The sequence below is a fragment of the Stenotrophomonas maltophilia group sp. Smal17 genome (assembly GCF_030237045.1).
GTDB classification, from domain to species: domain Bacteria; phylum Pseudomonadota; class Gammaproteobacteria; order Xanthomonadales; family Xanthomonadaceae; genus Stenotrophomonas; species Stenotrophomonas forensis.
In genome coordinates this window covers 15,053-28,241 of sequence record NZ_JASJSU010000051.1, presented here as the reverse complement: position 1 = coordinate 28,241, position 13,189 = coordinate 15,053, and the positions used below count along the sequence as shown (strand labels likewise).

The 13,189-nt window shown below is 65.6% G+C and carries 8 protein-coding genes; 1 reads left to right on the top strand and 7 read right to left on the bottom strand.

Annotated elements, in window-relative coordinates:
- Positions 1-49: 49 nt before the first annotated feature.
- From QRO93_RS13890 to QRO93_RS13875, 4 genes are all read right to left on the bottom strand, one after another.
- A complete protein-coding gene (locus tag QRO93_RS13890; protein ID WP_180879772.1) occupies positions 50-1,645 on the bottom strand; it encodes an alkaline phosphatase in 1,596 nt (531 codons plus the stop codon).
- 10 nt (positions 1,646-1,655) lie between these two features.
- Positions 1,656-4,589, bottom strand: coding sequence for a TonB-dependent receptor (locus tag QRO93_RS13885; protein ID WP_180879774.1), 2,934 nt, complete (start codon positions 4,587-4,589; stop codon positions 1,656-1,658).
- A 139-nt stretch (positions 4,590-4,728) separates the two neighbouring features.
- Positions 4,729-5,754, bottom strand: a complete 1,026-nt coding sequence (locus tag QRO93_RS13880; RefSeq protein ID WP_180879776.1) for a FecR domain-containing protein — start codon at positions 5,752-5,754, stop codon at positions 4,729-4,731.
- Entirely contained in the window at positions 5,751-6,266 is a 516-nt protein-coding gene (locus tag QRO93_RS13875) for an RNA polymerase sigma factor (protein ID WP_180879778.1), read from the bottom strand. The genes QRO93_RS13880 and QRO93_RS13875 overlap by 4 nt, the downstream gene beginning before the upstream one ends.
- A 274-nt stretch (positions 6,267-6,540) precedes the next feature.
- Between QRO93_RS13875 and aceE the strand changes: the two genes are divergently transcribed.
- On the top strand, positions 6,541-9,216 hold the full coding sequence (gene aceE / locus QRO93_RS13870; protein WP_285304263.1) for a pyruvate dehydrogenase (acetyl-transferring), homodimeric type: 2,676 nt from the start codon (positions 6,541-6,543) through the stop codon (positions 9,214-9,216).
- A gap of 56 nt (positions 9,217-9,272) precedes the next feature.
- Here aceE and QRO93_RS13865 read toward each other — a convergent pair whose 3' ends face one another.
- From QRO93_RS13865 to QRO93_RS13855, 3 genes are all read right to left on the bottom strand, one after another.
- On the bottom strand, positions 9,273-9,755 hold the full coding sequence (locus tag QRO93_RS13865; protein WP_008267606.1) for a hypothetical protein: 483 nt from the start codon (positions 9,753-9,755) through the stop codon (positions 9,273-9,275).
- A gap of 123 nt (positions 9,756-9,878) precedes the next feature.
- Positions 9,879-12,050 (bottom strand): TonB-dependent siderophore receptor, encoded by a 2,172-nt coding sequence (locus QRO93_RS13860; RefSeq protein ID WP_180879782.1) that lies wholly within the window; start codon positions 12,048-12,050, stop codon positions 9,879-9,881.
- Between the two features lie 111 nt (positions 12,051-12,161).
- Positions 12,162-13,091: a helix-turn-helix transcriptional regulator gene (locus QRO93_RS13855; protein WP_053451282.1), complete on the bottom strand. Its 930-nt coding sequence runs from the start codon at positions 13,089-13,091 to the stop codon at positions 12,162-12,164.
- Positions 13,092-13,189 lie beyond the last annotated feature (98 nt).

Sequence of the window (13,189 nt, the reverse complement as noted above, 5' to 3'; positions counted from 1 at the left end):
CCGGGAAAAGCAGTCGAGCATGGCTCGACTCTACAATGGACTGGGCTGATCAGGCCTCCTGCAACCCCGGCCGGCCGTGCTCCACCGCGTAGCGCTTCCAGCTCTGCACGGTGCCATTGGGCTGCATCACCGAATCCAGCGTCTTCATGTCACCGATCCATGCGTGGCGGGTGACATCGCACAGCACATAGCCACGCTTGTCGGTGGTCGCCTTCAGGTGCGGGCTGTGCCGCAGCTGGTTTTCGGCGTATGCGTCCACGCCCTGGCCATCGGCACCGGAGGTGATCGACGTGGCGAGGAATTCGCTGGAGACCACGCCCGAATCGCGATGATCCTGCACCAGGTCGCTGGCGTAGTGGCGATGCGCGTCGCCACAGGCAGTGACCACGTTGCCGAAGCCGACCTTCTGGATGTGGTCGAGCAGGCGCCGGCGACTGTCCAGATAGCCCGACCACTGGTCGTCGGACGACTGCACCACCCCGTCCTTCTCTCGCATGTAATTACCCAGTGCCACCTGGTGGGCGATGGTGTGCCAGCGCGGTGCGGCATCGGCCAGGCCGTCGAACAGCCAGCGCTCCTGCTTCGCCCCCACGATGCTGCGCTTCGGCGATTCGACCTCCTCGCGCAGTGCCAGGTTCACCTGCTTGCTGCGGTACTGGCGGGTGTCAAGCAGATGCAGGTCCATCAGCGTGCCGTAGCGCGCGCGCCGGTACAGCTGCATGTGGCCCTCGCGCGGAAATGCTGAACGCCGCAGCGGCATGTTCTCGTAGTAGGCCTGGAACGCCTGTGCGCGACGCAGCAGGAAGACTTCGCTGGGCGTATCGTCCTGGTCTTCGGCACCGGCCCAGTTGTTGTCCACTTCGTGGTCATCGAAGGTGACGAACCAGGGGGCCGACGCATGTGCGGCCTGCAGGTCGGCATCGCTCTTGTACTGGGCGTAGCGGCGGCGGTAGTCGTCCAGCGTGTAGGTCTGCGGCCCGACATGATTTCGCAGGTTGGTGAATGGCTGGCCGTTCATCCTGCGCAGGCCCGGCTGGCTTTCACCCTCGTAGATGTAGTCACCGTAGTGGAACACGAAATCCAGCGGCTCCTCGGCGATCCGCCGCCATGCGGTGTAGTGGCCTTCCTCGTAGTGCTGGCACCCCGCCACCGCAAAGCGCACCCGGTCCACCGCGGCCGTAACCGCGGGCAAGGTGCGGGTGCAGCCCACCGCGCTGGCGTGGCCACCCACCGTGAAGCGGTACCAGTAGGGGCGACCGGGTGCCAGCCCTTCCAGCTCCACGTGCACGGCGTGGCCCAGCTCGGGATGGGCCATCGCCGAGCCCTGGCGCACCACCTTGCGCATGCCATCGTCCGCGGCCAGCTGCCACTCGACCACCATCGGCCGCGTCGGCATGCCGCCGCCGAACACCAGCGGTTCGGTCGCCAGCCGCGTCCACAGCACCATGCCGTCGGCCGAGGGATCACCCGAGGCCACACCCAGGGTGAACGGCGTGCTGGCAAAGTGCGGCGAGGCCAGCAGGTTGCGCGGGTTCAGCGCGGTGGCATCGGCCTGCGCCACCAGTGCATGTGCCGTGCCCATCCACGCACCGGCTGCGGACAGGCCGGCCAGTGCCAGGAATCGCCTGCGATTGATCGTCTCCACGGCTGCGCCCTCAGTTGTAGATGATGTGGAAGTAGAAGAAGCGGCCGTAGTCGTCGATCTCGGTACGGAAGCGCCCGTTCGGACCGGTGCTGTAGGTGGGCTGGGTATTGAACAGGTTCTTGGCTTCGTACTTCAGCGTCACGTGCCTGCTGACCTTGTGGCTGAAGGCCATGTTGAAGGTCATGTAGGGGTCGTAGTATGAATCCAGCCATTCGGTATCACCGAAATCAACCAGCATCCGGCTGCGGTAGGTACCGGACAGGCGCAGCTGCGCACTCTTCCATGGCATGCGCCAGATCACCGAACCGTTGAGCGACCAGTCCGGCTGGTACAGCAGACGGTCGAGGCGGCGTTCGGTGCCATCGCTGATTCGGTAGTTGGTCTGGCCCTCCAGCCGGGTCGCGTTGAAGTACATGTCGAAACGGTGGCGGCCCCGCTGCAGGTTGCGGTTGGCCACCGCGAATTCGATGCCACGCAGCTTCGACTCATCCGTGTTCATCGGCTGGGTCACCCGGTAGCGGGTATCACCCACGTTCTCGAAGGTGGTCAGGGTGTAGATGTCATCCTTGATCACCTTGTCGAACAGCGCCACCGAGACAAGGCCGTTGTTGCCGTTGAAGTACAGGTCCCACGCCAGGTCGATGTTGGTGGAACGGCGCGGCTGCAGGTTGGCGTTGCCCTGCTTGATGGTGCAGAAGCCCCTGCCTTCCTCGTCATCGCCACAGCTGGTGCTCGTGGCCTGGGCGATGTTGCTCGGCGTCGGCCGGCCCAGGGTACGGCTGGCGGAGAAGCGCAGGCGCTGGTCATCACTCAGCTTGAATGTGGCGTTCAACGACGGCAGCAGGTTGTTGTAGCCGCCGCCGGTCTTGCGGAAGGCCGAGGTATAGGTGGTGCCGCCGTCGTTGCTGAACGGACTGAACGCATCGAACGTGGTGTGGTCATAGCGCAGGCCGCCGATCAGCAGCAGGCGGTCCCAGGCGTAATGGGCAGACACATACGCGTTGCCGATGTCTTCCACGTACTTGTAGTCGCTGGTGAAGTTGGCATTGGGATACGCCGCGTTGTTGCTGCCCAGCTTCGGAAACAGTTCGTCGTTCCACTTGCGGTTGTCGATCAGCGGAAAGCCCGGCACGCTGCCCAGCAGGGTCGAACCCGGGTACAGGTAGTCGTTCAACGTCGCGCTGCTCTTGTAGTAGTCGAAATCGATGTCCTGCCAGATCTTCAGGTGACGGTACTCGGCACCTGCGGCCAGGCCAAAACCGCGCGCGTCGGCATCGATGTTGTAGCTGAAGTCGGCGCGCAGGTTGTCGATGGTCTCCTTGGCATCGCGCGGCGAGACATAGGCCTGTGCCGGATTGAGCTTGAACGCCGAACTGGTCAGCAGGCTGGAGTCGGAGACGCCCACCGCGTTGGGAAAGCCATGGCTGTCGTTCTCGTAGTCGACGAACAGGTTGCTCGGGTAGGCGCGCACGCCCCAGTAGACCTGGCTGTTGTGGAAGGTCTCCTCGGTGTGGCCGCCACGCAGCGTCAGCCGCGAGCGATCACCGATATCCCAGTTGAAGCTGGCGATGGCGCCACGGTTGTTGCGGTCCCAGCGGTCGTGGCGATTCTTGATGTAGATGCTGTTGATCTGGGTGGTGCCGCTGTCTTCGGTCTGGTTGCGGATCGGAAACTTGGCATTGCCATACAGATCGGTCTTGTTCATCGTCGAGTTCTCGTAGAACCGGTACGAGTACAACAGCAATGATGCATAGAACGGATCATCCGACGGCTTCCATTCCAGCTTGGCCGAGCCACCGAAATTGGTGATGAAGTTGGTGTAGGTACCGGTACTGAAGTTGCCGGGTGCACGCAGCCCGTTCCAGCCCTTGGCCTCGTCCGGCCCGGTGGTGCCGTCGGTAAGGTACTTGCCGGCATCGTTGTAGTAGTAGTTCGACTCCACCCAGCGCTTGACGCTGTTGCGCGAACGCTGCTCGTAGCGGGCCACCGCAACGATGCCGAATTCCTGGTCCGCACCGAACTGGTTGGAGAACACCATCTTGGCGCTCTTGCCGAAGTGGCCCAGCGTCTCATGGTTGCCACCGGCGCTGCGCTCGACATGGGTCTCGGCCGTGGAATGGATACCGGCCACATCGGCGAACACGTACTTGCCGGATCGATCAAACGCGCTGCGACTGATGATGTCGATCACGCCGCCAACCGCATCCGGCGCCTGTTCGGCGCTGAAGCTCTTGTAGATGTCGGTGCGGGTGCCGATGTCGCTGGGAATCAGCTGCAGGTTGTTCATGCGCTCGCCGGAGCCACTGCCCCCCACGCTGGCAATCGCGATGCCATCGATGGTGGTGTAGTTGAGGTTGGCCTGCACGCCACGCACGGTCACGTAGCGTGGTTCACCGGCATCCTCGACCGCGCTCAGGCCCGGCGCGGCCATCAGGCTTTCGGCCAGGGTCTCGTCACCGTAGCTGTCCATCTCGTCGTAGACCACCGAATCCTTGATCACCGGCGAGGTCTTCTTCTGGTCGATCACCTCGTGCGCAGCGATCACCTTCACCGTATCCAGCGTTGGCGCCACCACGGCCTCGGCCTCGCGCGGCTTCGGTGCGGCCGGCTTCGGCGCGGTGCGCGCGGGTGCAGGATCGATGGCGATGACGTTGCCATCGACAACGGTATAGCCCAGGCCGGTGCCGGCCAGCAGAGCGTCCAGCGCCTGCCTGACGGTTGCCCCTCGTGGCACCGCGCCGGCCATGCGCGCATCACCGCCCGCCGAGTACAGGAACTGCACACCGGAACTGCGCGACAACTGTTCCAGCGCACGCGACAGCGGCTGCGCTGCGATCGGGGCCGATACAGGCGCTTCGAGGCCATCGGCGCCGGCCGCGAGGGCCACCGGCATGCTGCAGGGAGACAGGGCGAGGACGATCGATAGGTAGAGCGTGTTCCGCATCACGGGTCCTTGGAAGAGAGAGACAACAGGTGCCGCAGCGTGATCCGACAGCGGCTTCTCCCAAGTAAGAGCCCGCGTCCGCCGAAGTGGAGAACGCGGATTCGATGAATTTTTTCTGACAGCGAGCGACCAGCCGGCTTCAACGACTTCCGACCCGCACCGTATCGCCTTCGCGACGGACGACGAAGCGCGGATCGCGTTCGAGGAAGACCTGCAACGCACCGATGCGATGCGCATCCAGGCTGCCGGACAACCGCGCCGATGCGGCGCCTTCGTCCAGCACCCGCACCTGCACCTGGTTGTGGCGGTTGAAGGCCGCAGCCACCTCGTCCAGCCGCTCGTCCAGGAACGATACCTTGCGCTGCTGCCAGTCCAGCAGCATCGACAATGGCATGTCCAACGATTCGACGGCATGGCTGCGCGTGTCGACCTGCACCACGCGCCCTCCGTCCAGCTGCGCAAGGCGGCGGGCACCTGCTCCCTGGCTCCAGACCTCGACCTCGCCGGAGACCACGCCGATGCGCGTACCCTGCAGCCGCCGCGACACATCGAACACCGTGCCGATGTCACGGATCTCCAGGCCGTTCACCTGCACCTTGAACGGCCGCCGGTCGTGGGCGATGTCGAATGTGGCCTCGCCCTGCAGGAGTTCCACCTTGCGGCTGAACCAGCCCATCCGCACGCGCAGGCGGCTGTCCGCGTTGAGCTGCACCTGGGTCTGGTCGGCCAGGACCAGGTCTAGCAGTTCACCGTGGTCGGCGCTGTACATCTGCTCGGCAGGCATCAGCAACGGAAGCAGGCCAACGCCCAGCAGGGCAGCGCACGCTGCGACGGCCAGGCCCAGCCAGCGCGCGCGGTGGCGCCTGGGCACACTGCGCAGCGGCTCCGGCACGCTGCCAAACAGCGGCACCACCTTCGCCGAGGCGGCCTTCAGTGGCGGCGCCAGCACTTCCTCGGGCAGCGGCGATTGCAGTGCCTCGTCGACCTGACGGTACAGCGCGAGCGCCCGCATGTAGGCGCGCACGTGCTCGGGCGAACGCTTCATCCATTCTAGGAAGGCAGCGCGCTCGGCCTCGCTCAACGTCCCCTCGCGATTGCACAGGAACCAGTCCATGGCCTCGCGGGAAATGCCATCGTCGGCCACGTCGGATGGATGCCGGTTCATGTGCGCTCCCTGGCGCCCAGCGCCTTCCTGCAGGCCTCCAGCCCCTTGCCGATATGCTTGCGCACCATGTGCACCGACACCTGAAGCTGCTGGCTGATTGCCGGGCAGTCCAGCCCGTCGCGGTAGTGCAGCTCCATCACCCGCCGCGTGGTCGTCGGCAACTGTACGATGGCGCTGCGGATATCGTTCCAGCGCTGCGCGCGCTCGAACTCACCTTCGATGTCTTCTTCACTCTTCAGCACTTCAGCCAGCAGGTCGACGTCTTCCAGCGGCGGCAACGTGGAACGCGAGCGTGCGTGCTCGCGCGCCAGATTGGCCGCCACGGTGAACAGGTAGGCTTCCGGGTTCTCGATCGCCGCCGCATCCTCGCCGGTCGTCCGCAGCAGCCGCAGGTACACCTCCTGGGCGAGATCCTCGGCATCCTCGTTGGCCGAGCCGCGACGCAGGAAGAAGCCACGCAGCAGCCTGCGCCGCAGTTCGTAGCTCTTTTCCCAGATCCTCACGCTGTTCACGGCCGACCAACCACCCCGAGGCTGGAAAACCCAGCAGGGTGACGGCCCTCGGTGACAGCGGTATTGCAGCGGCATGCCAACGCCTGCTTGCCAGAGACCCAAGCCGGGCCCGCCTATCGAAGCCAGCAGGCCCGGCCTACGCTTGCGTTCCCGGTGACCGCGACGGTCGCCCTTCGCGTCCCGGCCCCGCCGTGGCAACCCCGCTCCAGTGCTGTGCGCCCTGCCGGTGTTGTCGCCCCGGCAGGCGGCCGGTCGGCGCCCTCTGGAGACCGCCATGAACCAAGCCCCCATCCCCTTCGATACCGATCCGCTGGAAACCCGGGAGTGGCGTGAATCGCTGGAAGCGGTGATGCAGGCCGGTGGCCGGCCACGCGCGCAATACCTGATCGACCAGCTCAGCGAGCTCGATGCCCAGCAGCACGGCGACCTGCACACCCGCGCCTGGACCGCCTACGTCAACACCATTCCGCCCGAGCGCCAACCTGCCTATCCGGGCGACCTGGCCATCGAGCGCCGCTTGAACGCGATGATCCGCTGGAACGCGATGGTGATGGTGCTGCGTGCCGGCAGGCATTCCAACGTCGGTGGCCACATCGCCACCTACCAGTCGGCCGCCGTGCTGTACGACGTGGGCTTCGACCATTTCTTCCGTGGCCGTACCGACGCCTTCGACGGCGACATGATCTACATCCAAGGCCATTCCGCGCCGGGCATCTATGGACGTGCCTATGTGGAAGGCCGCATCGATCCGCAGCGGATGGACAACTTCCGCCGCGAAGCCGGGCGCGAAGGACTGTCCTCGTATCCGCACCCGCGCCTGATGCCGGAGTTCTGGCAGTTCCCCACCGTGTCGATGGGGCTGGGCCCGCTCACCGCCGCCTACCAGGCACGCTACATGCGCTACCTCGAGTACCGCGGCCTGAAGGAACACCAGGGTCGCAAGGTGTGGGCCTTCCTCGGTGACGGCGAGATGGACCAGCCCGAATCACAGGCGGCGATTTCGCTGGCCGGCCGCGAGCGGCTGGACAACCTCGTGTTCGTGGTCAACTGCAACCTGCAGCGCCTGGACGGTCCGGTACGCGGCAACGGCAAGGTCATCCAGGAGCTGGAAGGCACCTTCCGCGCGGCCGGCTGGAACGTGATCAAGCTGATCTGGGGCAGTGGCTGGGACGACCTGCTGGCCCGCGACCATAGCGGCCTGCTGCGCCAGCGCATGATGGAATGCGTGGATGGCGACTACCAGACCTTCAAGTCGCAGAACGGCGCGTATGTGCGCGAGCACTTCTTCGGCCGCTATCCCGAACTGCTGGACCTGGTCTCGCACATGAGCGACGACGACATCTGGGCGCTCGCACGGGGCGGCCACGATCCGCAGAAGGTGTACGCCGCCTACCAGCAGGCAGTGAACACCAGCGGCCGGCCCACCGTGATCCTGGCCAAGACGGTCAAGGGCTTTGGCATGGGTGAAGCCGGCGAAGGCCAGAACATCAACCACCAGCTGAAGAAGATGAGCGCCGACGCGGTGCGTGCGTTCCGCGACCGCTTCAATCTGCCGGTCAGCGACGAACAACTGGAGGAGATGCCCTACCTGCGCCCGGAACCGGGCAGCGCCGAAGCGCTGTACTTCGCCGAGCGCCGCCGCATCCAGGGTGGGCAGCTGCCGGCGCGCCTGGCCCGGGTCGATCCGCTGCCGCTGCCACCGTTGTCGATCTTCAACAGCCAGCTGCAGGGCAGCGGCGATCGTGGCCAGTCCACCACGATGGGCTTCGTGCGCATCCTCACCAGCCTGCTGAAGGACCCGGAACTGGGCAGGCTGGTGATTCCGATCGTGCCCGATGAATCACGCACCTTCGGCATGGAGGGCCTGTTCCGCCAGATCGGCATCCATTCGTACCTCGGCCAGCTGTACACCCCGCAGGACGCCGGCCAGTTGAGCTACTACAAGGAGGCCAGGGACGGGCAGATCCTGCAGGAAGGCATCAACGAATCCGGTGCGATCTGTTCGTGGATCGCCGCCGGTACCGCCTACAGCAACCATGGCCTGGCCACGATTCCGTTCTACATCTTCTATTCGATGTTCGGCCTGCAGCGCGTCGGCGACCTGGCATGGGCCGCGGCCGACGCGCGTACGCGCGGTTTCCTGCTGGGCGCCACCTCCGGCCGCACCACGCTGATGGGCGAAGGCCTGCAGCACGACGATGGCCACAGCCACGTGCTGTCGTCGGTGATTCCGAGTTGCGTGTCCTACGACCCGACCTTCAACTACGAACTGGCGGTGATCATCCACGACGGCCTGCGCCGCATGTACGTCGACCAGGAAGACATCTACTACTACATCACCGTACTCAACGAGAACTACCCGCATCCGGCACTGCCCGAGGGCGCCGAGGCCGGCATCCTGAAGGGACTGTACCTCCTGCACCCCGCGCCCTCCGGACGCGGGACCTCGCAGCCACGCGTGCAGCTGATGGGCAGTGGCTCGATCCTGCGCGAAGTGGAGGCCGCGGCCGAGTTGCTGCAACAGGACTTCGGCATCGCCAGCGACGTCTGGAGCGCGACCAGCCTGACCGAACTGCGCCGCGATGGCCTGGCTGCGGAACGCTGGAACCTGCTGCATCCGGCCGCGGAACCCCGTGTGCCTTACGTGCAGCAGTGCCTGCAAGGCCACGAAGGGCCGCTGGTGGTGGCCACCGACTACATGAAGATCGTCGGCGACCAGATCCGTCCCTTCATCAATGACCGCCGTTTCACTGCATTGGGCACCGACGGCTTCGGCCGCTCCGACACGCGTGAATCGCTGCGCACGTTCTTCGAAGTGGATCGCCACTTCATCGTGCTGGCGGCCCTGAAGGCGCTGGCCGAAGAGGGCCGCATCGAGCGCTCGCGGCTGCAGGAGGCCATCGACCGATACGGCATCGACACCGGCAAGCCAGATCCGGCCGCGGTCTAGGGCGGCAGGCGCAGCGCCTGCGGATCTTCCCCGCAGGCGCGGCGCGCGCAGTGCCGCTAGGGCAGCCGCTTGAACAGGTTGGTCTGCAGGATCGGCGTACCGTCATGGCCGTAGAACGCCTTGGTCTCGGTCATCGTCGCGCGGTCATCGGCTACCGTGTAGATGCGGGTCGAGGCGGGCGTGCCATGGTCCACCAGCTGCATCACCAGCGTGTTCGGCGCCGGCAGCTTCAGGTTGGCCTTGTCCGCGCCATAGGTGCCGGACAAGGCGCCCGGCGTGCCATCCAGGGCCAGCGTGCCATCGGACTTCATGGTCTTGCCGTCATGCAGGACGATATCCACATGCGAGCTCCAACGGCCGCTGCCGGCGTCCTTGAACTCCAGCACCACCTGCTTCGGGCGCTGCGCTTCGGGTAGCGCCGAGGTGGCGATATCCAGCGACCAGCGCCCCAGCAGCGGTGAGGGTGAGGCCTCCATCGCCAGCGCCGACGCGGCCGGCAGTGACAGCGCGGACAACAACACAGCGGACAACAGCTTCATACGATGCTCCGTTCGAGTGAAGAAGGTTCTGCGTAGGACACTGTGGGGCGCAGCGCTTCGGATCGTGCCCGTCACCCGTGCCGGGTACAAGCCGAAGCGCTGAACACAGGGCAACGTCACGCCTTAATAGCCGACCTTCACGGTGAACATCACGTTCCGCGGCGCGCCGTACCAGGCCTGGTTGTAGAAGCCGATCTGCGAGTAGTAGTGGCGGTCGAACAGGTTGTTGATGTTGACCGCCGCGGACAGGTTGGAACTGAACTGGTAGCGCGCCATCAGGTTGACCAGCGCATATCCGGGCTGCTCTACCGGCACCCGGCGGTTTCCGGGTGCCGTGGCGGTCTGGTACATGCGGTTCTGCCAGTCCACGCCACCGCCAAGGGTCAGCCGGTCCCAGGTACCGGGCAGGCGCCAGGTAGTGAACAGCTTGAACAGGCTGCGTGGCTTGGCCGTATTGATGGCCCTGCCCTGTGCGTCCTGCGCGATGAACGTGGTGAAGCTGGTGCCCAGGCTCCAGCCCGGCAATGGCTCACCGGCCAGTTCAAGTTCCAGTCCATCCACCGTTGCCCCCTTCACTGCGCGGTACGCGGCCTGCGTACTGCCCTCGACCAGCCCGCCGGTCGCTTCGGCCAGGTTGTCCTGCCGGGTACGGAACAGCGCGGCTGAAGCATTCAAGCGCTCCTGCAGCCAGCTGCCCTTGAGGCCCAGCTCATAGCTGCGGCCGCTCACCGGGTCGAGGATCTGCCCGGATGCATCGCGATTGTTCTGCGGCTTGAAGATGCCGGTGTAGCTGGCGTAGATGCTGCTGTACCCGTTGAGGTCCCAGACCAAGCCGGCATACGGCACGAACTCGTTGCGATAGCGGTATTTGCGCTTGCTGCCGAAGTAGACCTGGTCCGTCTCCCAGTTGCTCAGGCGAGCACCGACGATCACATGCAGCGGGTCAGCCAGCGACAGCCGCGCCACTGCATAGGCGCCGCTCTGATGGTTGTCCAGATCATCGGCCTGGGTCTTGCTGCTGGCCCACACCGGTTCCGGCGTGCCCGGCCCGTGCCAGTCCAGATAGCTGGCCAACGGCGGCAGCGGCGCCAGCGCGCGGTACTGCCCCAGCGCGATCTCGTCGCGCGACCGCGACCAGCCGATCGACGCCGTGTGCTGGCGACCGAACAGCTGGAACGGACCCGACAGGCTGGCACTGACTGCCTCGCGCCGCACCGGTCCATCGTAGCGGGTGAAGCTGTTGCCATTGGGCATGGCGCCGGTGACCGGATCGGGATAGCCGCCGCGATAGAGGTGCTTCATCTCCATGTCGGTATGTGAACGGCTGTAGGACACCCGCGCCTGCCAGTCGTTACCGAAGCGGTGGTTGAAATCGAAGAAGCCGTTGCGGGTATCGGTGCTCATCCGTGCCCACGGGGCCGTGGCCGATACCGAGCGATCGAAAGCGGTGCGCGTGCCATCGGCGTTGAACAGCGCGAAGCCACTGCCAAAGCCACGGTTGTCATTGCCCTGGTAGGAGATGCCGGCGATCAACCCGGTGTCCTCGCCCAGATCCACGCTGACCACGCCGTAGAGCGTCTTCGCGGTGCTGTCCAGGCCGGCGGTGTAGCTGTCGGCCTCTGCTTTGGCTGCCACCAGGCGACCGCGTATGCGGCCTTCCCTGCTCAACGGGCTGGATACATCCGCCCACGCGCGCCGTGCGTCCCAGCTACCGAGGCCGATGCCAGCACTGGCAGCGAACTCGCGCAACGGTCGCTTGCGCACGTAGTTCACCGCTGCCGAAGGATTGCCGGCACCGGTCATCAGGCCGTTGGCACCGCGCACGATCTCGATGCGGTCATACACCACCATGTCCAGGTTGTTCTCGCCGAAATTCCACGGCGACAGCACCGGCATCACCACGCCATCGAACTGGTAGTTGTCGATCTCGAAACCCCGCGCCGAGAACGAGTAGCGGTTGGCATCGCTGCGCGTGACCGAGATGCCTGGCGCGGTGGCCAGCGCATCGGCCGTACTCAGCAGCGCGCGGTCCTCGATCTGCTGGTGGGTGACGACGCTGACCGACTGCGGTGTCTGCCGCGAGGTCAGCGACAGGCCGGTCGCCGTACCCATGGAATTGGTGGTGTAGGAGCGCGACGATTCGGTGCTGCCGTCGAGATCGGCGGTGACCTGCACGGTGGGCAGTTGCGAGGCCGTGGCGGCAGGTGCGCGTTCGGCGGCATGGGCAGCGTTGAACAGCGCCAGGGTCGTGCCGATGGCGGTTGCCAGGGCACACGGGCGGAAACAGGCAGGCATGGAAGGTCCAGCGGGAAGGAAAGGCTGGATGAGAATTATTGTCATTTGAACGTGAGCGCACGTATGCGCGGACGCAGCAGGTGTTTGCGCGCTGCCGGCGATGATCGAACGTCAGCGGAACCGGCTCGGTGCGATGCCATAGCGTGCACGGAACGCGGTCGCGAAATTGGTGGCATGCCGGTAGCCGGCGAAATGTGCGGCCTGCTGCACGCTGCAGCCCTGCCGGAGCTGCTCGCAGGCCCGCTGCAACCGATGTTCGCGCAGCCAGGCAAACACCGAGCATCGATACACCTGCAGGAACTTCAGGCGCAGGCTGCTGGGGCTCATGCAGGCCACGCGCGCCAGATCGTCCAGGCTGTGATCGGCGGCCGGCGCTGCCTGCAGGCAATCGATCACCCGCTGCAGCATGCGGCGATCGCGCGCGGACACGCCCAGCTCCAATGCAGCATTGCGTGCAGGCGCGCCCAGGGACAGTGCCAGCATCTGCAGGCCCACGCCCTCGCACAGCAGCGCATGCATCGCGCCGTCCCAGACACCCGACAGCAACTGGTCGGCCGCGTGCCCCAGATGCGCGGGTACCTGCCAGCTATGCAACGGCCGGCCGTCGGAGCGGTGCGCGGACAGCAGTTCGTTGATCACCGGGTCATCCAGCGGCGCCGATGCGTCCAGCGAGACATTCAGGCTGCGCATGCGCTGCCCCGCGGGGTGGATCGCGGTCATGGGCGCCGCATCGGCCAGTATCCTCGCGCCCGCGCCCGGGCGCATTCCGATCTGCGCCTGACCTGACAGGCGAGCACCGGCGCAGCCTTCCAGCATCACGATGGCCGAGAACGCCGGCGGCACTTCCGAGATCGCCTCGAAGGTCTGGTGCGCAACCACATCCGACAGCGCCAGGGTCAAGCCCGGGCGCAGGCAGCGCTGCTCCACCCTGCCCTCGACCACGCAGGGTTCGCCAGCAACGGCAAGCGGTTCCGGCAGTCGATAGCGGAAGCCGCTGCGGCGGCCCAGGTGGTCCAGGTCGGCAAGGGTGAGGGCATGCATGGAGTCACCGGCGGAGGAGCGGACGTCGGCCATTCTCATATGAGAACCACTCTCATCTCCAGTCCGGCTGGCAAGGCCCATTCGCCCCTTGTCGATAC